This window comes from Pantoea dispersa, assembly GCF_019890955.1.
GTDB classification, from domain to species: Bacteria; Pseudomonadota; Gammaproteobacteria; order Enterobacterales; family Enterobacteriaceae; genus Pantoea; species Pantoea dispersa.
Window position 1 is genome coordinate 3,802,810 of record NZ_CP082346.1, and the last position, 20,691, is coordinate 3,823,500.

At 61.1% G+C, this 20,691-nt stretch carries 13 protein-coding genes; 7 read left to right on the plus strand and 6 right to left on the minus strand.

What is annotated here, in order from left to right:
• Window positions 1-80 precede the first annotated feature (80 nt).
• Both kdgK and K7H94_RS17760 read left to right on the plus strand, forming a co-directional pair.
• The gene (gene kdgK / locus K7H94_RS17755) at window positions 81-1,019 is read left to right on the plus strand and encodes a 2-dehydro-3-deoxygluconokinase (protein WP_222951412.1); all 939 of its coding nucleotides are present in this window, start codon (window positions 81-83) and stop codon (window positions 1,017-1,019) included.
• Window positions 1,020-1,415: 396 nt separating this feature from the next.
• Window positions 1,416-2,288 carry an alpha/beta hydrolase gene (locus tag K7H94_RS17760; protein WP_058758092.1) on the plus strand — a complete coding sequence of 291 codons (873 nt, stop codon included), beginning with the start codon at window positions 1,416-1,418 and terminating at the stop codon, window positions 2,286-2,288.
• Between the two features lie 134 nt (window positions 2,289-2,422).
• Here K7H94_RS17760 and K7H94_RS17765 read toward each other — a convergent pair whose 3' ends face one another.
• The 6 genes from K7H94_RS17765 to bcsE all read right to left on the minus strand — a co-directional run bounded on the left by K7H94_RS17765 (window position 2,423) and on the right by bcsE (window position 11,269).
• Complete coding sequence (locus K7H94_RS17765) at window positions 2,423-3,937, minus strand: M16 family metallopeptidase (protein WP_222951413.1); 1,515 nt, start codon at window positions 3,935-3,937, stop codon at window positions 2,423-2,425.
• A gap of 242 nt (window positions 3,938-4,179) precedes the next feature.
• A complete protein-coding gene (locus K7H94_RS17770) occupies window positions 4,180-5,460 on the minus strand; it encodes a dicarboxylate/amino acid:cation symporter (RefSeq protein ID WP_031279619.1) in 1,281 nt (426 codons plus the stop codon).
• A 232-nt stretch (window positions 5,461-5,692) separates the two neighbouring features.
• Window positions 5,693-7,705: a biofilm formation regulator HmsP gene (gene hmsP / locus K7H94_RS17775; RefSeq protein WP_222952064.1), complete on the minus strand. Its 2,013-nt coding sequence runs from the start codon at window positions 7,703-7,705 to the stop codon at window positions 5,693-5,695.
• Window positions 7,706-7,909: 204 nt separating this feature from the next.
• Window positions 7,910-9,547 carry a cellulose biosynthesis protein BcsG gene (bcsG, locus tag K7H94_RS17780; protein ID WP_104094230.1) on the minus strand — a complete coding sequence of 546 codons (1,638 nt, stop codon included), beginning with the start codon at window positions 9,545-9,547 and terminating at the stop codon, window positions 7,910-7,912.
• On the minus strand, window positions 9,540-9,728 hold the full coding sequence (bcsF, locus tag K7H94_RS17785; protein WP_010617915.1) for a cellulose biosynthesis protein BcsF: 189 nt from the start codon (window positions 9,726-9,728) through the stop codon (window positions 9,540-9,542). Before bcsF ends, bcsG begins: the two co-directional genes overlap by 8 nt.
• Window positions 9,725-11,269 carry a cellulose biosynthesis protein BcsE gene (gene bcsE / locus K7H94_RS17790; RefSeq protein ID WP_222951414.1) on the minus strand — a complete coding sequence of 515 codons (1,545 nt, stop codon included), beginning with the start codon at window positions 11,267-11,269 and terminating at the stop codon, window positions 9,725-9,727. The genes bcsF and bcsE overlap by 4 nt, the downstream gene beginning before the upstream one ends.
• Window positions 11,270-11,467: 198 nt before the next feature.
• Between bcsE and bcsR the strand changes: the two genes are divergently transcribed.
• Genes bcsR through bcsC form a run of 5 tightly spaced genes read left to right on the plus strand, consistent with a single transcriptional unit; the run spans window position 11,468 to window position 20,691 of the window.
• Window positions 11,468-11,662 (plus strand): cellulose biosynthesis protein BcsR, encoded by a 195-nt coding sequence (bcsR, locus tag K7H94_RS17795; protein ID WP_021507005.1) that lies wholly within the window; start codon window positions 11,468-11,470, stop codon window positions 11,660-11,662.
• Window positions 11,662-12,393: a cellulose biosynthesis protein BcsQ gene (gene bcsQ / locus K7H94_RS17800; protein ID WP_222951415.1), complete on the plus strand. Its 732-nt coding sequence runs from the start codon at window positions 11,662-11,664 to the stop codon at window positions 12,391-12,393. Before bcsR ends, bcsQ begins: the two co-directional genes overlap by 1 nt.
• On the plus strand, window positions 12,390-15,005 hold the full coding sequence (gene bcsA / locus K7H94_RS17805; protein ID WP_222951416.1) for a UDP-forming cellulose synthase catalytic subunit: 2,616 nt from the start codon (window positions 12,390-12,392) through the stop codon (window positions 15,003-15,005). Before bcsQ ends, bcsA begins: the two co-directional genes overlap by 4 nt.
• A 15-nt stretch (window positions 15,006-15,020) precedes the next feature.
• A complete protein-coding gene (gene bcsB / locus K7H94_RS17810; RefSeq protein ID WP_411829779.1) occupies window positions 15,021-17,318 on the plus strand; it encodes a cellulose biosynthesis cyclic di-GMP-binding regulatory protein BcsB in 2,298 nt (765 codons plus the stop codon).
• Entirely contained in the window at window positions 17,311-20,691 is a 3,381-nt protein-coding gene (gene bcsC / locus K7H94_RS17815; RefSeq protein WP_222951418.1) for a cellulose synthase complex outer membrane protein BcsC, read from the plus strand. The genes bcsB and bcsC overlap by 8 nt, the downstream gene beginning before the upstream one ends.

Consider the following 20,691-nt stretch of genomic DNA (forward strand, 5'->3'; position numbering starts at 1 on the left):
AAAACAGCGTTTTAAAAAGCATTGACGACTGCCATACCAGACGCGAGACTAGAGCGCAGCATTCACTACAGGCCAACACCATGACGCAGAAAACCATCGCCATTATTGGCGAATGCATGATTGAGCTGTCCGAAAAAGGTGAGAACATCAAACGCGGCTTTGGCGGCGATACGCTGAATACCGCGGTCTATCTGGCACGGCAGAGCGATCCCAGCCAGCTGCGTGTGGAGTATGTCACCGCGCTGGGCACCGACAGCTTCAGCGACCAGATGATCGCGGCCTGGCAGCAGGAGCAGGTGCACACGCAGCTGGTGCAGCGCCTGCCGGACAAAATGCCCGGGCTTTACTTCATCGAAACCGATGCCCACGGCGAGCGCACCTTTTGGTACTGGCGCAGCGATGCTGCCGCGCGCTTCTGGCTGGATAGCCCGCAGGCCGGGGCCATCTGTCAGCAGCTGGCGCATTACGACTATCTCTACCTGAGCGGCATCAGCCTGGCGATCCTACCTCAGGCCAGCCGCGAAAAGCTGATGGCGCTGCTCAGTGCCTGCCGGCAAAACGGTGGCACCGTGATTTTTGACAACAACTACCGGCCGCGTCTGTGGGCGGATAGCGCCAGTGCGCAGCAGGCGTATGCGGCGATGCTACGCCACACCGATATCGCCTTCCTGACGCTGGATGATGAACACCTGCTGTGGGGCGAACAGCCGCTGGCGGACGTGATTGCGCGCACGCGCACCGCCGGCGTGCAGGAGATTGTGATTAAACGTGGTGCCGACTCCTGCCTGGTGGCGCGCGGCGACGATCCGCTGCGGGACGTTGCGGCCATCAAACTGGCTCCGGCGCAGATTGTCGATACCACCGCCGCAGGTGATTCCTTCAGCGCCGGTTATCTGGCGGTGCGCCTCGCGGGTGGCAGCGTGGAGCAGGCCGCAGCGCGCGGCCATCTCACCGCCAGTACGGTGATCCAGCATCGCGGCGCGATTATTCCGCCCAGCGCGATGCCAAAAACCGTTTAACACCGCACACGATTGTCGCGCCGCGCTGCCTGCTGCGCGTCGCGACAATTTCCCCTCTGCCCTGACGACAAATTGATTATTACGCTGAAAAATATCACCGCGAAAATTTGGCTTAATGACGCAGATTCGCCGGGCAATTTTTACTAATGACGCATGCCATCCAGCCTCCTCTCTGCCTGACGCTCACCACTTAAATGCCGCTAATCAGACTGATTTAAATTCAATGCATTACGATGATAAACCCGACCGCCAGGCATAGTCCGAAACTGGCGACGCCGGCGGTTTTCGGCTGGACGATCGCGCGAAAAAAGACCATGTTTTAATCAACCACAGCAGGAAGCTGTCAGGTCGACCGCGAACACAATAACGACAACATGACTCGCTCAGGACAGATTTATGCACACAGAAATTATCAATATCTGGCCGCACGGCGACGCGCCAGGCGCGAGTGACTCGCGCGCTCAGCCGCAGATCGTCGATTTGGCCAGAGAGTTCGAACCTTACGACCGCGCCGCCACCGGCGTGCGCTGCCCGGAGATGGCGATCTGGCATCCGGAAACCTCAAACGGTATCACCCTGCTGGTGGCACCGGGCGGCGGGTATCAGCGCGTGCTGATCGACCGCGAAGGCAGCGCCCTCGCCACCTTTTTCACCTCGATGGGCTACACGCTGGCGGTAATGACCTATCGCCTGCCGTACGACGGCCATCATGAAGGGCCGGATGCGCCGCTGGCCGATGCCCAGCGTGCGGTGCGCGTGCTGCGCGAGCGCTCACAGCGCGGCCTGAACGGAAAGTACATCGTGATGATGGGCTTTTCCGCCGGCGGGCACGTGGCCGCCAGCCTCGGCACCCGCTTTGGCGAAAAAATCTATCCGCTGCAGGATCAGGCCGACAGCCTGTCACCGCGGCCTGATGCGATGGTACTGCTCTATCCGGTCATCAGCATGCGCGACGGTCTGGCGCATGAAAGTTCACGCACCCGCCTGCTGGGCGCGTGGCCGGATCAAAAAAGCATTGATGCTTATTCGCTGGAGACGCGCGTGCACGGCCAGACGCCGCCGACGCTGCTGATCCACGCTGCTGACGATGAGACGGTTTCCGTTAATAACAGCATGGTGTTTTTTAGTGCCCTGCGGGAGCACAAGGTGCCGGCGGAAATTCATTTTTATCAGAAAGGCGGCCACGGCTTTGGGATTCGTGGCGTGGCGGATCTGCCGCTGGCCAGCTGGCCGATGCTGGTGACCGAATGGCTGCGCGCAAAGACCTGATGCCCCTGCTACGTTGAACCGCAGCGGCGCTGGCGGCGCGCGTTCATCCCGGTCGCTTACGTAAGCTTCTGAGGATGAACATCCATGCCGCCTTGCTGTAGCGCACCTTATTGCGGGGATTCATGCGCCCTGTGTCATGACGAGGGTTGAGCCGGATCGGTCGCGCTCGCGCTGCCATTATTTTCGGGTTTAGCTTCGTCCGGGGTAGCAGCGGCGGCAGGCGCATCCGGAACCTTCATCACCTTGTCCCAGCTGTCCTGCAGCATCCTGACGTTGGTTTCGGGCTCACCCTGCGGCTGAATCAGCACCATGGTCAGCTCCTGCGTTAACTGCTGGCGCAACTCCTGGTTGAGCTGGTCGCGCGTTAACTCACTGAGAAACGCCTGACGCAGTTTCTGGTACTGCTCCGGCGCGATATCCACCACGGAATTCTGCTGCGAGCGCAAACGTTGCCCCATCAGAATATCGGTGTCGGTGCGCGCGTAGGTGGCAAACAGTTTGTTCAGTTCCAGCAGCTTTTGCGCCATCAGCGCATCAAACTCCTCCTGCGGCAGACCTTTGTCACGCACGGTGGCCAGCTCACGCGCCACCTGGTTCAGGTTTTGCGCCAGCGACGCGTTAGGCGAATCCATGTTAATGGCGCACTGCGCACGCTGATACAGCACGCGACAGTCGAAGCCTACCTGCACGTTTTGCGCTTTGCTGTCGGCCAGCGCGCGCTGGACGTGCCAGAACAGCGCTTCGCGCGCCAGATCGCTCTGCCAGTAGCGCTGCAGATTCTGCGAGTCGCGGATCGGCTGCCATGGCGTATCCCACACCAGCGACAGGCGATCCTGTATCATGCCGCCGTTAACCAGGTTGATTGGCTGATGCGGCAGCGGCGACAGCGTGGGCAGCGCCGCGGGCGCCACCCGTTTGCCTTGCAGTGGCGAGAACGCTTTGTTGATCTGCTCCGCCATGCTGCGGCTATCCACGTTGCCCACCACGTACAGCGTCATGCCGTCCGGCGTGTACCACTGCTGGTAAAACGCATTAAGCTGCGCGATATCCACCGGCGCACGCGGCTGTTCGCCCGGATCATGCGCCAGCATGGTCGACCCTTTCAGGCGATAGCGCCACCACACATCCTGCGTATTGGGCGGCCAGGTCGCGATGGGATCGGTGGCGGTCAGTGCGGTCGACACCACCTGCTCATTGATGGTCATTTTACCGGCGGTAGCCGCCAGCCAGCTGAGCGCCTCTTTCAGCAGCTCCGGCCGGTTGTTCGGCAGGCTAAGGTTGTATTGGGTGAAATCATAAGATGAGATGGCCGGCGGCAGCGGTCGCTGCGGATCCATCGCCTGTTGCCACAGTGCGCGCTGCTGATTGGTATCCAGCGCGGTGTTATGCACCATCGCCAGACGCGGTAAAAGATGGCTGAACCCGGTTTGCTGGGCGCTTTCCACCAGCGAACCGGTATTAACTATCAGGCGCAGCTCGATGCGATCGCTCGGACGTTGTGGTGTGGTCAGCAGCTGCCAGCTGAAACCATTGTCCAGTTTGCCTTCCTGCCAGGCGGGATCAGGCTGAAGTGTTTCGGCGTGGACGCCGAAGCCAGATGCCGCAAGCAGCCATCCGCCAACCAAAAGCCGAATTCTGGTGCCCTGCATGTGAACCCCTACTCAAACAGATAAACGCTCGTGCGCGCCATAGGCGGCCGCTTTTCAGCGAACCACGGCGGCAGGCTGCCGCCACGTTTATACGACGACAGACTCTTTGACCACAGGAAGGTCAGGATGTCGCGCGACGAGGAAAAAAATCGGGAAAAAAATCAATGGGGTTATTATGCAAATGCCCGCTGTCAGGGCAAGCGACAGCGGGCATTTCACGACAAATTAACGCAAATAGAGGATTACGCGCTGGTCTGTGAAGCGTTATTGACCTTTTTCGCTGAAGAAAGCGTCGCTTTCATCTGCGCTTCATCGAGCTGGCCGACCCACTTCGCCACCACCACAGTCGCCACACCGTTACCCACCAGGTTGGTGAGCGCACGGGCTTCCGACATGAAGCGGTCAATGCCGAGAATCAGCGCCAGACCGGCCACCGGCAGATGTCCCACCGCCGACAGCGTTGCCGCCAGCACGATAAAGCCACTGCCGGTCACCCCTGCCGCGCCTTTGGAGGAGAGCAGCAGCACCACTAACAGCGTGATCTGGTGGAAGACATCCATGTGGGCGTTGGTCGCCTGAGCGATAAACACCGCCGCCATGGTCAGGTAAATCGACGTGCCATCGAGGTTGAACGAGTAGCCAGTTGGAATCACCAGCCCGACCACCGATTTCTTACAGCCCAGCTTCTCCATCTTATCCAGCATGCGCGGCAGCGCCGACTCGGACGAAGACGTTCCCAGTACAATCAGCAGCTCTTCTTTGATGTAGGCAACAAACTTAAAGATGTTGAAGCCGGCCCAGCGGGCAATAATGCCCAGCACAATCACCACGAACAGTACGCAGGTGATGTAGAAGCAGATAATCAGCTGACCGAGCTGCACCAGCGATCCGACACCATATTTACCGATGGTGAACGCCATGGCGCCGAACGCACCAATCGGCGCCAGACGCATGATCATGTTGATCACGCCAAAAATCACTTTCGAGAAGCTCTCGATGACGTTGAACATCACGGTGCCGGCGTTACCGAGGCGATGCAGCGCAAAGCCAAACAGGATAGCGAACAGCAGCACCTGCAGGATGTTACCGCTGGCGAAGGCACCGACCACGCTGTTCGGGATCACGTCCAGCAGGAAGGCTATCACGCCCTGCTGCTCAGCCTGCTGCGCGTAGACCGCAACCGCTTTGGCATCCAGCGTCGCCGGATCGACGTTCATTCCCGCGCCCGGCTGGATCACGTTGACCACCACCAGACCGATAATCAGCGCGATGGTGCTGACAATTTCGAAATAGAGCAGCGCCACTGCGCCAGTCCGTCCAACTGCTTTCATGCTCTCCATGCCGGCAATACCGGTCACCACCGTACAGAAAATCACGGGGGCGATGATCATCTTGATCAGCTTAACGAAGCCATCGCCAAGCGGCTTCATTTGCGCGCCTAACTCAGGGTAGTAGTGGCCTAACAGGACGCCGATGCCGATGGCAACCAGCACCTGAAAGTAGAGGCTTTTGAACAGTTTCATAACAGGTGTCCAGGTATAGACGGCATTCACCGCCATTGTTATGGAGAAACGCATGCGGCAAGCCGCCTGGAAGCGTATGACCTTACCGATGGCGAGGAAAATAACACTCTGTTAACAGGATTAGTATACCCTTACATTCCTTACAAAAGTTACAAAACTCTAACTATGAACTGAAACGCTTCAGCACCCCATAACGGTGCAATTCTGCAAGGAAAATCAATAAATAAGGTGATTATTCAGACGGTGACGAGCTGGCCAGCCAGCGCTGGTTAAACACCGGTAACGGCAGGGCTTCAGCATATAAATAGCCCTGTCCTATAGTAATTCCGCGCGCCAGCAGCCAGTCGCGCTGCTCGGCGGTTTCGACGCCTTCGGCAATCACGTCGAGGTGAATGATATCGGCAATTGCCGCCACGATGCGCACCATGGTGTCATCATCCGGCAGCGCGGCGACAAAACTGCGATCCATTTTTAGCTTATTGACCGGCAGCGCTTTGAACTGATGCAGGTAGTTGAGGTTGGAGTAGCCCATGCCGAAATCATCCAGCGCGACCGCCACCCCGGTTTGCTGCAGCGAGCGCAGCAGCGCCATCGCCTGTTCAGCATCGCCAATCTGCGCGGTTTCGGTGATCTCCAGCACGAAGTTACCCGGCGCAATGCGGTGGCGCTCCAGCAGCCCCTGCAGATGGCTCACCACGCTGGCATCGCGCAGCTGTACTGCGGAGATATTCACGCTGAGCGGCAGATTGATGCCGTGGCGCTGCCAGCCAGCGATAATGCGGCACGCCTCTTCAAATACCCAGCGGCCGAGCGCGGAGATGACGCCAATCTCTTCGGCGCTGGCGATGAACTCTTCGGATAAACCATAGCTGCCGTCCGGCATTCGCATGCGCAGCAGCGCTTCTGCGCCGGCCAGCTCGCCGGTGGCCATATTGATTTGCGGCTGCAGATAGAGCGCAAACTGGCCATCCTGCAGGCCCTGCAGGATGTCGTGCTCCTGGGTTAAGCGCTTCTGCGCCCGCTCGGTCAGCGCCGGGTCAAAGAACAGAATCTGGTTTTTACCCTGATGGCGCGCCGACATCATCGCCGACGTGGCGCGCGCCAGCTGTTCGCCAGCGGACACGGTGTTGTCATCATGCAGCGCCAGACCAATGCTGGCGTTGGGGCGCAGCTGCAGCTGATACAGGTTCACCGGCTGGTTGATGCGTAGCATCAGGTTGCGCGCCAGCCGCATGGCGCGAAACGGGTTGTGCGCACGCTTCATCAGTAGCGCAAAGTCGCTCGGTCCGGTCTGTGCCAGCAGGGTATGGTCATCAATGGTACTGCGGATTTTTTCCACCAGCGTCAGCATCAGCGTATCGCGTTGCTCATCGCTCAGGACGCCATTGGCTTCCTGCAGGGTTTCGATGCGGATCACCATCAGCCCCCACGGCTGCTGGCTGTGGCGATGGCGGATGTGCTGATCAAGCAACGCCAGAAACAGCGCGCGGTTGGGCAAATCGGTCACCGCGAAATGGGTGGTCAGCCGGCTCATCTCATCGTGAATCGACTCCAGCACCTGCTGGTTGCGGTTGTAGCTGCGAATCAGCATGCCGATCTCATCGTCGCGATGATTGTGCGGCAGCGCCAGCTTATGGGTGAGAATGGCGGGCGGCGGCAGCTCCTGCAGCTCACGCGAAATATTACGCAGCGGATGCACGATCAGCCGGTTGATACACCAGCTGATCGCCACGGACAGAATCAGCGCCAGCAGCAGATAGGTGGTGATCATGGTGGACAGCGTGCTGAGCAGGAACTGATAAACGCGCGACGAATCAGCCTGCAGCACCAGATAGGCAATCGGCTTCGGCAGCCCGCTGCGCTCGACCGAATAGAGCGGCAGCGTAATCTGCACCGGCAGTTCGAACAGCCGGGCGACAAAGCGCGGCACCGGTTTCTCCGGCGCGAAGTCAGCATGCAGCGCCTGGAAGGCGTTCGGCAACACCACATCGGCGCGCGACAGAATGCCCGCTGGCTTAAGGGTATTCAGAATGCGTTCGGCCTGCGGGATATCGGCTTTAAGCACCGCTTCGGACAGCGGCTGACGCACGGTATGCGCGACGTTCTCCATCTGCTGGGCGTAATCCACCCTGCGCTGCTGCACAAAATGGAATAACTGGATGACGATAAAAATACAGATGGTGACCAGCGCCACGGCGGACACGGTGGCCATCTGCTTTATCGTTAACGAACGACTGACGCGCAACAAAACCTCTCCTGGCCGCCGGGGGCCGTGACAGTTGCCGGAATGCGCAGCAAGTATATCCCAGGTCAGCATTTTTTTGCGCCGGGATAAAGGCGAAAATCACGCAACTGCCCCGCTTTGCGCGCGGTTTCAGCATTTTGTCAGCCATTAGCGGCGCAGAGACAAAACGGTGCGCGCCAGCCCGCACCGTTTGCCGCTCAGGTTTTACTGCGGATAGGCTACCCAGTCGCCGCCGTTAAGGCGAATCCACGGTTTGCCCTGATACATCATCACGACGGCGTTATCATTTTCCGACACCACCGGCGTCTGCGGCAGGTTATCCGCCAGCACCGACATGTTGACGTTCGGTGCGTTAAACACCTGACCGTCCACCACCCGCGACACCAGCTCGGAAATTGCCAGCAGGCTGACAGGCGTATCGATGGTCAGCGGCTGGCCCTGATGCGGCGCTTTCATGCCAACAAATTTAATGCCAACCGGCACGTGGGTGATGCCCGGGCTCGGAATGTCGCGCAGCCCGGACATTTGCATTTTATCCCCCTGCAGTGCCGCACCGTGCTCTGGCACAACCAGCACCATCACCCGGCGTCCCGACTTCTCCAGATTGGTCAGGAAGGTATCGAGCTGGTCGAACAGCACCCGTGCGCGCGGCTGCCACTCGGCGGTGCGGGTGCTGCCCAGCTCGCGCGTACCGTCGTGCAGCGGAATCAGGTTGTAGAAGGTGGCGCTGCGCGCATCGCTGCTTTTGCTGCGGTCATCAAGCCAGCGCTGCATCAGCTGCCCGTCGTTGTACACTGGCGAACCATCAAAAGACGTCAGCTCCGGCGCAATCCCGGCCTGCGACATCAGCGGCGCCTGCATGTTGCCGTCCTCGCGCAGCTCTTTCAGGTAGTTACCGAACACGCCGGTATGGTCCATCATCAGCTGCTGCTTAAAGCCCAGCTTCGCCAGATTATCAAACAGATAGCAGCGCTGGTCGGTGGCTTTATACAGGTTACTGTGTGAGGTCTGGCCGCAGCTGGCGCGCAGCAGGCGAATACCAGCCGGACCGCTGTAGCCGGTGGCGGAGTTGTAGTTGTTCAGCACGATATCAAAGTGCTTCCACAGCGGATGGTCACGCAGCTGTGCCACATCAATGTCCGACCACGCCAGCGAACAGATGTTGATCACCAGAATATCGAACGGCTGCGAATCGGCGGGCAGCGCATCCGGGAAGTGCGTGACGCGCTGGCGTTCGCTGTCGTAAAAGCGATTCAGCCACGCGGTGAGGTTGGCGCTGGTGGGCGGCGCGCTTTGATCGAGTCCCGCCGCGGCCGGGCTGGCGGCCGGTTTGTCATTCAGCGCCACCGGCGGTACGGCGGCTTTGCTGGGCAGCAGGCTGACCGCCGGGCCGGCGAGCGTCAGCACGTTCAGCCAGATCAGCGCCAGTGACACCAGCACGGTGACGCGAATCCACTGCGCCACGAACAGGTAAATTACCAGCAGCACAAAGGCCGCGCCGATCATCTCCCAGTTAATAAAGCGCTGCAGCAAATCCAGCAGATAGGCCGGCGAGAATCCCGCCACCTGGCTGCCCTGGCTGAGCAGCGAGTTCAGACCCGGCAGCCAGGTATCGTGCCAGAACAGCGCGAAGCCAATCGGCAGCGAAACCCACTGGCGCAGACGATGCAGCCGCGCTGATGGCAGCGGAAACAGCAGCCACGCCAGAAACACCAGATTACTCAGCGCATGGAAGTTGAGATAGCCGTACCACAACAGACCAAATTTGATCAGAAAGTAAAAGTTCCAGCCGCCGAGGCCGCGCCAGCGCGCCGCGTGCAGCGTCGAAGGTGTGTTATCCATGTTTATCCGTTTTGGTCGATTGGCGTTGCCACTGCCCTTCCGATTTGAGGGCGCGGGCAGGTAACAGGCGCATCAGCAGGCTGGTGCTGCGCTGCGGCAGCCAGCGTCGCCACAGCGATTTCAGGAACAGCAAAATCAGTAACAGCAGGATCGCCACCTGCACACCATCCATCAGCGTCATACGTGCGGCTCCCCGAGGTCGATGATGATCGGCTGCGGCGTCTGAGGGCCGCGCGGCGCGGCCGCTGCCGGCGCGGCAGGTTGCGCAGCGGCCGGTACTGTTAGCGGTTCGAACTGCGCCACCGGCGTCAGCTGCCGCACTTTATTCACCTCCGACAAAATCTGATTGTCGGCAAACCACACCATGCGGTTGCTGAACAGCTCGTCGTGCGGCAGGGAAAATATCGATTTCAGGGCAATGTCCAGATCGTTAAAGCGGCAGGAAGAGAGGAATAAATAGAGCCGATCGTCAACCAGCGTCATCAGGTCGCCAAAACGACGCGGTTTACACAGCGTCAGCACCTGCGGCGGCGACAGCTGCGGCACCGGGCGCAGCGCCACCATCAGCCCTTTGTCGTTTTCCGGCAGCAGCGTATTGTTCATCAACTGCTGTACCGCCGCACAGAAACGCTCCAGCGGCAAATAGCCTTTCTGCTGCAGCGGCTGTAGCGCCTGCACCAGCGCCGGCAGATCGGCCGGCACGTGGCGGGTAAACTGCTGGCCCTGCACGCCTTCCAGCGCGGTCAGCAAGCGCGACAGCGGCGCCGCCGTCGGGACAATGCTGTTAACGCCGCACGCCAGTAGCAAACGTTCGTCACTGTAGCGCAGGCTGGTGCCGAGTTCCCGCACCACGATTTTCAGCGCGTTGCCACGCGAGCGCCGCAAACCATGGACCATGCTCGCCAGAGTCGGCACATCCTGATTATGGGCCAGGCTAAAGATGACCGTGGCGGCGTTGGCCTGCTGCCCGCGCGCATACACGCTCTCGTTATCGCTGAACAGTTGCCACTGCGCGGAAAGCGGCGGCGCCCCTTCCAGCACATCCTGCTGGGCCAGAAACTGGTTTTCATCATTGAGGCTCAGCGGCTGCGACGCGGCGGCTTCAGCCTGCGCAATAAACTGATTATCAATACAGTTCAGGCGGATAGCGCGGTCGGCCAGCAATTTATCGGCGGAATACCACCAGTTAATTCGATATTGCCAGCTATCCTGCTGAAATTCTAAATGAGCGACACCATCAAGCTGACGAAAATAACGCTGCAGATGATTTCGCAGGGGAATAATTGCGGTTCCGCAGGTGATCATTAGCAGCGTCATTTGTTTTTTTAACAGAACCCGGCGCAAGCCTTTTATCCACACGGTTAGTTCATCCGGGGATAATTTGCTCCACAGCGCCGCCTGACTATAAAACATGACCAGACCGCTACGTTTATTCATTACGCGCGCCATATCGCTGGCCAGATGTTGCAGGCTGGCTTTATTGGCAGGCAGCGAAAATAAGGGAATACGCGCCGGACCGTCGGGCGGATCGGGCGTTAACAGCGCCTGCGGGGATGCATCCGCACTCACCAGCGTGGCCGCCTTTTGCTGGCTAACCACCTGACGTAACAGCGTTCGTGCGTCTTCGGGCCGCTGGCAGGTTATCCAGTAAAATCCCGGCGACTGCAGGGCGATTAATTCCTGTTGTACCTGCTGCAGGCCAAGCGTATAAAGATTTTTCATATTAGCGTCGCGATCTGTACAATCCAGGCTAGTTTAATATAGACGGCAACGATTGGAACTGCTGAAATAAAAAAAGCTGCGCACGCGCCAGACTGTTTGACTTTGCCGGGCCAGAAATCGCTGGCTGCGGTTTTATACGCGACAAGAAAAATATCACCCCTCTTTATCCGTTGTCGTTTCTTTGGTGGCAAAAAAGTAATGAAAACTGAAAATGCTTTTTCACTGATCGCTGTCGGCAGCGAAGATCAGGATGATATTAACGCCCTGAGTGACGCCTTTTCCCTGAAGGCGTTTCGCTATATTGATATTGCCCGTGAAGCGCGTCTGCAACAGCTGCTGTCGCGCTGGCCGTTGTTGCAGGAATGCACGCAGGGGCCGGAGTCACCACGCTAATGCCGGTTCTCGCCTTACAGGGGCTGCGTGGCGGGTGCGGCGCGACGGCACTCAGTGCTGCGCTGGGCTGGGCGCTAAACGCGCTGCAGCAGTCGGTGCTGCTTATCGACCTTTCGCCAGCCAACCAACTGGCGGCCCACTTTAATCTGCCGCTCGACACGCCGCACGGCTGGCTGCGTGCGCAGCTGGATAACCAGCCGTGGCAGCACAGCGCGCTGCGCTATCAACCGGGGCTGGATTTTCTGCCGTCTGGCACGCTCACGCATCAGCAGACCTTATCCTTAAACGCAGCGACAGCGGAAATTGCACAACCGCTGCTTAAGGCTTTGCCGGCCCTGAAACAGCGCTATCAGTGGATTATTTTTGACCTTCCGGCGGATCTGCTGCCGTGGCAGCAGGCGTTCATCCCGGCCGCCGATCGGCTGCTTCAGCTGCTAACGCTGGATGCCAACTGCCAGCTACGCCTCCACCGCGCGCACTTTTCGCCGCAGACGCTGTTTCTGATTAACCAGTTCAACGCCAACAGCCAGCTGCAGCAGGATCTGCATCAGCTGTGGCTGCGCTCGCTTAAAAACCTGATTCCACAGGTGATTCATCGCGATGAAGCGCTGGCGGAAGCGCTGATGATGAAACATCCGGTGGGCGCCTGGCGTCCGCATGCGCTGGCCAGCGAAGAGATCAATACGCTGGCCAACTGGCTGCTGCTGCATGTTGCCGGAGGTGGCGCATGAATGCGCTGCGCTGGCTGCTGGTGCCGCAGGCCTCGCAGGCATTGCAGCAGCGCGCGCGCCTGGCGCGTCAGCACGGCGCCGGGCGGTTAACGGTCGCGCTGCATCTGCTGTGGTGCGTGCTCGCCTGGTCGCTGCTGCGGCTGGAAACGCCGGCGTGGCAGCGCGTGCTGCAGCAGCGCCAGCGCTACTTTCCGCATATCTCTCCGCTGCGCCCGCGTCCGCTCGATATTGTGCGCTATGCACTCCAGAGCCTGTGGCTGCTTATCATGCTGCCGCTGGACGGCAGCGCGCGCAGCGAGCGTAAACGTTTTAACGCCTTTGGCTCGCTGTTCCGCTGGCGCCAGCAGCTGTATCAATGGCTGGCGCAGCTGCCGGCGCGGCTGGAACACAGCGGCGTGCCGCAGCGCAGCGAACGCTGGCTGCAGCGCCTGCCACGGCGCGTGCGTCAGTTGCTGTTCATCGTAGTGGCGATCGCCGCCAGCCTGCTGGCGCTGCTGTGCATCTCGCAGCCGTTTGATATCACCACCCAGTTTGTGTTTGTGCTGCTGCTGTGGGCGCTGGCCATGCTGGTGCGCCGTATGCCGGGCCGGCTGGTGACCATCATGCTGATTGTTCTGTCGCTCACCATCTCCTGCCGCTATCTATGGTGGCGCTATACGGAAACCCTTAACTGGGACGATCCGCTCAGCCTGACGTTTGGCCTGCTGCTGATTGGCGCGGAAACCTACGCGTGGACGGTACTGGTGCTGGGCTATTTCCAGACGCTGTGGCCGCTCAACCGCCAGCCGGTCTCTATGCCGCCGGAGATCGCCAGCTGGCCCAGCGTCGATATTCTGGTGCCGACCTACAACGAGCCGCTCAGCGTGGTCAAACCCACCATCTATGCTGCGCTGGGCATCGACTGGCCGCAGGATAAACTCAACATCTATATTCTTGATGACGGCACGCGCGAGGAGTTCCGCGAGTTTGCCGCCAGCGTGGGCGTCAATTACGTGGTGCGCCCCAGCCACGAACACGCCAAGGCCGGCAACATCAACCATGCGCTGAAAACCACCTGCCGCAGCGAATACGTGGCGATTTTTGACTGCGACCATGTGCCGACACGCTCATTCCTGCAGCTCACCATGGGCTGGTTCCTGAAAGATCACCGGCTGGGCATGCTGCAGACGCCGCACCACTTCTTCTCACCGGATCCGTTTGAGCGCAACCTCGGCCGCTTCCGCCAGACGCCGAATGAAGGCTCGCTGTTTTACGGTCTGGTGCAGGATGGTAACGACACCTGGGATGCCGCCTTTTTCTGCGGCTCCTGCGCAGTGCTGCGCCGCAGCGCGCTGGATGAGATTGGCGGTATCGCGGTGGAGACGGTGACGGAAGATGCGCACACCTCACTGCGACTGCACCGCCGCGGATACACCTCAGCCTATATCCGCATTCCACAGGCCGCCGGGCTGGCGACCGAAAGTCTGTCAGCGCATATTGGCCAGCGCATCCGCTGGGCACGCGGCATGGTGCAGATCTTCCGTCTCGATAATCCGCTGTTTGGCAAAGGACTGAAGCTGGTACAGCGGCTGTGTTACGCCAACGCCATGCTGCACTTTCTTGCCGGTATCCCCCGGCTGATCTTTCTGCTGGCGCCGCTGGCGTTCCTGCTGTGCCATGCCTACATCATCTATGCGCCCGCGCTGGCCATCGCCATCTACGTGCTGCCGCACATGGTACATACCAGCCTGACCAACTCGCGCATCCAGGGGCGCTGGCGCCACTCGTTCTGGAGCGAGGTGTATGAAACCGTGCTCGCCTGGTATATCGCCCGCCCCACCACCGTCGCGCTGTTTAATCCGCACAAAGGCAAATTCAACGTGACCGCCAAAGGGGGCCTGGTAGAAGAGCGCCATCTCGACTGGGTGATCACCAAACCCTATATGCTGCTGGTGCTGCTGAACATTGCCGGTATCGGCATGGGCTTCTGGCGCATGGCGCACGGCCCGGCCAATGAGCTGCTCACCATCTGGGTCAGTCTGGTGTGGGTGGTTTACAACATGATTATTCTCGGCGGCGCGGTGGCGGTGTCGGTGGAAGCGCGTCAAATCCGTGAAGCGCACCGCGTAGAGATCGCCATGCCGGCGGCGCTGGCACGCGCCGATGGTCATATGCTGCCGTGCACGCTGCGCGACTACTCTGACGGCGGCGTGGGCGTCGAACTGCGCGAGCCGGATGCACTGCGCGAGAACGAAAGCGTCTCGCTGCTGCTGCGGCGCGGACAGCAGGAGTTCAGCTTCCCATGCCAGGTACAGCGCGTATTTGGCCGCCGCGCAGGTATCCGCCTGCACCAGCTCTCCACCCGCCAGCACATCGAATTTATTCAGTGCACCTTTGCGCGCGCCGATACCTGGGCGCTGTGGCAGGACGGTTTTCCGGAGGATAAACCGGTGCAGAGCCTGGCGGACATTATGCTGCTCGGCTTCAAAGGCTATTTGCGGCTGGCGGAGTATGGTCCGGCACCGCTGCGCCGCCTGTTCCGTGGCCTGACCGCCGGACTGCACTGGCTGGCAACGCTGTTGCCGCATAACGTCCGTCCGCGACCGGCAACGCTCAACACTGATTTTACCTAAGCTGATGATATGACCATGACGAGAAAACTGAGTTGGTTCACCGCCCTGCTGCTGGGCACGGCGTCTCTGGCGCAGGCGGCACTTCCGGCGGCGCTTCCTGCTGCACCGCCTGCGGCAACCTCTGCGCCGCTGCCCGACGTGAACCAACCGCTCGATGCCAGCGCCCCGCTGCGCGATAGCCAGCTGCTGTTTACCCAGGTGGCACCGCCGCCAGGTAGCATGACGCTGCGCGGCACCGTCCCCACCAGCCAGATTGAGTTCGGCGTGCGCAGCGACGAGGTGGTCACGCGCGCGCTGCTGACGCTCAACTACCGGCCTTCGCCGGCGCTGCTGCCGACGCAGTCGCAGCTCAAGGTGTATCTCAACGATGAACTGGTGGGACTGGTCACCGTCACCGCCGATCAGCTCGGCAAAGAGAACCAGACGCAGCTGGCGATCGACCCGCGCTACATTAGCGATTTCAACCGCATCCGCCTGGAACTGGTCGGCCACTACGCCAACGTGTGTGAAAATCCGGCCAACAGCACCATCTGGCTGGATATCGGTAAAGCAAGCAAACTGGACCTGACGCTGCAGAAGCTGCCGCTGAAAAACGATCTCTCCCATTTCCCGGAGCCATTCTTTGACGCGCGCGACAACCGGCCGCTGCAACTGCCGATGGTGTTCAGCGGCCAGCCGGATGTGCAGCAACAGCGCGCGGCAGGCCTGCTGGCCTCGTGGTTCGGTAGCCAGGCGCAGTGGCGCGGCCAGTCCTTCCCGGTGCTGTATAACCAGTTGCCGGAAGGGCAGCATGCGGTGGTGTTCGCCACCAACGATCGCCGGCCTGACTTCCTGCAAACGCTGCCGCCGGTGGACAAACCCACCGTGGAAATGGTCAGCCAGCCGGACAATCCCTATCAGAAGATGCTGCTGATTCTCGGCCGCGACGATAACGATCTGATCACTGCAGTAGAGGGCATTGCGCAGGGTGAACTGCTACTGCGAGGCGAGCGCGCCACCATCGACAGCGTGAAACTGCTGGCCCCGCGCCAGCCGTACGATGCGCCAAACTGGGTACGCACCGATCGCCGTACCACCTTTGGTGAACTGACGCAGTATCAGAACCAGCTGCAGGCCGATGGCCTGCAACCCAACCCAATTAGCCTGACGCTCAACCTGCCGCCGGATCTGTTCCTGGTGCGCGCACGCGGCATTGATATGGACCTGATCTATCGCTACACCTCACCGGTGCAGCAGGACGGCTCACGGCTGGCGGTGCATCTCAATAACCAGTTCATGCAGGATTATCCGCTGACCAGTAAAGATGGCGCGGGCCAGCAGCTGATGCGCATTCCGCTGATGCAGGGCCTGCAGGACAACAGCCGTCAGCTGACCATTCCGGCACTGCGTCTCGGTGTGGTGAACCAGCTGCGCTTTGATTTTGATTACGCCAATACCTTTATCGGCGGCACTGCCGATGGCCGCTGTGAAACCGTCACCCCCGTCGCGCATCATGCGGTGATCGACGATCGCTCCAGCATCGATTTCTCCGGCTATCGTCACTACATCGAAATGCCCTCGCTCGGCGCGTTTGCCAGCGCTGGCTTCCCGTTCAGCCGCTACGCCGATCTGGCGCAAACCCTGGTGCTGGTGCCGGCAAAACCGGAGAGCGGCGAAGTCAGTACGCTGCTTGACGCGCTGGGGGCGATCGGCGCCCAGACCGGCTATCCGGCACTGCGCGTGCAGATGAGCGATGACTGGCGCAACGCGAAAGACCACGATGCCGATCTGCTGCTGATCGGCAGCATTCCGCCGGATCTGCAGGCGGACACGGCGATCAATCTGCTGGTGGATCGCACGCGCAGCACCCTCAACATGCCATCGCGCCCGGGCAGCGCGCCCAACGTGCCACTGTCAGCCAGCGAGCGCACCGCCGAAAGCCAGACCGGCATCAGTTCGCGCGGTCCGCTCGGCGCTCTGGTTGGCTTCCAGTCGCCGTTTCACGATCAGCGCAGCGTGGTCGCGCTGCTGGCTGACAGCCCGCGCGGCTGGGATTTGCTGAATGCAGCGCTGCGCGACAGCGGCAAACGCGCGGCGATGTTCGGTTCCGTCAGCATCGTCCGGGAGTCCGGCGTCAACAGCGTGCGCGTGGGTGATACCTACTTTGTCGGGCATCTGCCGTGGTGGGAGCGGCTGTGGAATCTGCTGGCCACCCATCCGGTATGGCTGGCGATATGTGCCGTGCTGGTGGTGATCCTGTTCGCCCTGATGGCCTGGCGCCTGATGCGCATGGTGAGCCGTCGTCGCCTGGCTGAGCTGGATGACGATGAATAAGTTACCGCTTGCGCTGCTGATCGCCAGTGCGCTGGCCGGCAGCGTGGCGGCCGCACCCGGTCCGCAGGTGGCGCCGGTGGCGTGGCTGCTGATGCAGATTCGTACCGGCGAATCCACCAACAAATACGATTTGGTGCAGCAGTCGCTGTACCGGCTGGAAAAAATCGATCCGGATAACCCGCAGGTGCTGGCGGCGCGCATTCGTATGGCGCTGCGTCAGGGCGATCAGGCCAAAGCGCAGCAGCTGTTCGATGCGCTGCAAAAGGCTGCGCCGGATGACGCCGCCACACGTGAATCTGCGGCAGGTTTGCGCCTGATGAGCCCCGAAGGGCGTCAGCAGCTGCAGCAGGCGCGGCTGCTGGCCACCGCCGGACGGCTGCCGGAGGCCAAAGCAGCGTGGGATGCGCTGTTTCACGGCGTCTTTCCCGATGTAAACACCGAACTGGAGTACTGGCGACTGGTGGCGCGCCTGCCGGGCCAGCAGCCGCTCGCCTGGCGTCAGTTACAGGCGCTGGAGCAGCGTTATCCGGGCAATATCGGCGTCGAGCTACAGCTGGCGCGCATGGCGTTTGATAATAATCAGCCGGATCAGGCGATGACCCAGCTGCGTCAGCTGGCCAACCGCGACGGCGGCCGCGATGCCGCGTCCGAACTGTGGCTGCAGCAGATCCAGAACCAGCCGGTAAGCGAGCGCAGCGTTGCCAGCCTGCAGCAGTATCTGCAGGTGTTCACCAGCGGCGATGCGCAACAGCGCGGAGCGGATGAGCTGGCGCGTCAGCAAAAAATGCTGGCCGATCCGGCCTTCCGCCAGCGCATGCGCGGCCTGGCGCTGGTCGAGGCTGGCGGCGGCGCGGCGGCAATCGGCGCATTACAGGCGGCGCTGAAGGCCAATCCGGACGACGCCGAACTGCTCGGTGCCATGGGCCAGGCGCAGGCGCGTGCCGGTCACCGCGCCGCCGCCATCAGCTGGCTACAGAAAGCGATTCAGGCGGGCCAGGCCAGCACGCAAATCGGCAAGTGGCAGTCCCTGTTACAGACCAATCGTTACTGGCTGGCCATCGACAGCGGCGACGCGGCGCTGAAGCAGGGGGATTTGTCCGGCGCTGAGCAGCAGTACCGCAGCGCGCAGGCTATCGACAGTAATGACAGCTGGGCGCTCATCGGCCTCGGTGATGTGGCGCAGGCGCGTAAAAACAGCGCGTTAGCCCGACAGTACTGGCAGCAGGCGCTGCGCCTTGACCGCAGTAACGGCACGGCGCAGCAGCGCCTGAGCAATTTACGTATTGAGAGCCTGCTGGCCGACGCAGATACGCTGGCGCAGCAGCAGCAATGGCCGCAGGCGGTAGCGAAATACCGTGAGGCGGCTCAGGCGCGACCGGATGATGTCTGGCTGGCCTGGCGGCTGGCCAGTGCGCTACGCAGCAGCGGTGACAACCAGGCAGGCGCGGCGGTAATGGCCGCGATGGTGCGCCAGCAGCCGCAGCAGCCAGCCGCGCTGTATGCCACGGCACTGTGGCAGTCATCCGGCGACGACGATGCCGCCGCGCTGGCCACGCTGCACCGTTTACCCACCGCCCGCTGGGACAGCAACATGCATGAACTGGCGGATCGCCTGGCGCAAAACCAGGCGTTCGGGCGTGCCGGGGAGCTACGCGCCCGCGGTGATGAAGCCGCCGCCATCCGCTTGCTGCAACAGCAGCCGGCCTCGCCGCGCCGCGACATTACGCTGGCCGACTGGGCGCTGGAGCGGGGCGATGCCACAACAGCGCTGGCCGGGTATCAGCAGGTGCTGCAGCAGGACGCCAGCAACAACGATGCCGCGCTCGGCCGCATCGAGGCGCTGCTGGCGCTGCAGCGCACCACCGAAGCGCGCGCAGCGTTGCACAGCCTGCCGGACAGCGTGGCACAGCAGAGCCTGAACAGCGGCCGGCGCGTGGCGCTCGCCTGGCAAAACAGCGGCGATCTCCTCAAAGCGCAGCAGCTGTTCAGCGCGCTGAAAACCCGCGCCGCCGCTGTCGCGCCGTCACAGGAAAAAGCGCTGGTGCTGCGTGATGCCGCGCGGCTGGAGAGACAGCAGCGCCAGCCCGCGCTGGCACAGCAGGATTACCGCGCGGCGATGGTCGCCAGCGGCATTACCCCTGCGCTGCCAGACGATAACGCCCGCTATACCCGGCTGACGCGCACGCAGGCCCAGGACGACTGGCTTAAGCGCAGCATCCGCAGCGACGCCGCTGACCTGTATCGCCAGCAGGACACCACTGTGACGCTGGAACAGGACTACTCGCGCGATAAGGGCAACGGTGGCACCTCTGACTTTACCGCCCATACCACCATGCTGCAGGCGGAAACCCCGCTGGCCGATGGCCGCAGCTTTGTGCGCGTCGATCACGTACAGGTGTCTGCCGGAACATTTTCCACCACTGATGGCAGCCACAGTGAACAGTTCGGCAGCTGTAACGATGCCAACGCCGGGGGCTGCCGGCGCGATTTCACCCAGCGGGACGAAGGCACCGCGCTGGGCGTCGGCTGGCACAACGATCGCTGGTCAGCCGATATCGGCACCACGCCGCTCGGTTTCACCGTCACTAACTGGGTCGGCGGCGTAAGCTGGAAGACCGACATCGACGATCTCGGGGTGACCTTTACTGCTTCACGTCGCCCGATCTCCAGTTCGCTGCTGGCTTACGCCGGCGCGCGCGATCCGGCCACTAACGGCGGCAAAAACTGGGGCGGCGTCGTCGCGACTGGCGGCGGCATCGGCCTGAGTTACGATCGGGGCGGCGCGCACGGGGTGTGGGCCGATCTCAGCGCCCATCAAATCAGCGGTGAAAACGTGGCGGATAACAGCCGCGAACGGCTGATGGCAGGCTATTACTACAAGCTGATCAATAGCGACAACCAGCGCGCCACCATCGGCCTGAACAGTATGCTGTGGCACTATCAGAAAGATTTGAGCGACTACACCTTTGGCCAGGGCGGCTATTACAGCCCGCAGCGCTACTTCTCGCTGGCGGTGCCGCTGACCTGGCGTCAGCGCACGGAAAACTGGTCGTATGAACTCGGTGGCTCGGTGTCGTGGTCACAGTCAACCACCGACGCTCAGGCGCGCTACCCGGTGAATCCCGGCTTTACGCTGGCCAGCAATCCGTCATCGGACAGCAGTTCCGGACGCGGTTTCGGCTATACCGTGCAGGCGTTGATAGAGCGGCGCATCACGCCGCACTGGTCGCTGGGTTTGGCCATGGATATTCAGCAGGCGAAAGATTACACCCCAAGCCACGGGCTGCTGTATGTGCGCTACTCAATGGCCGGCTGGAACGGCGATATGGATATGCCACCACAGCCACTGGAACCGTATGCGGATTTTAAATAA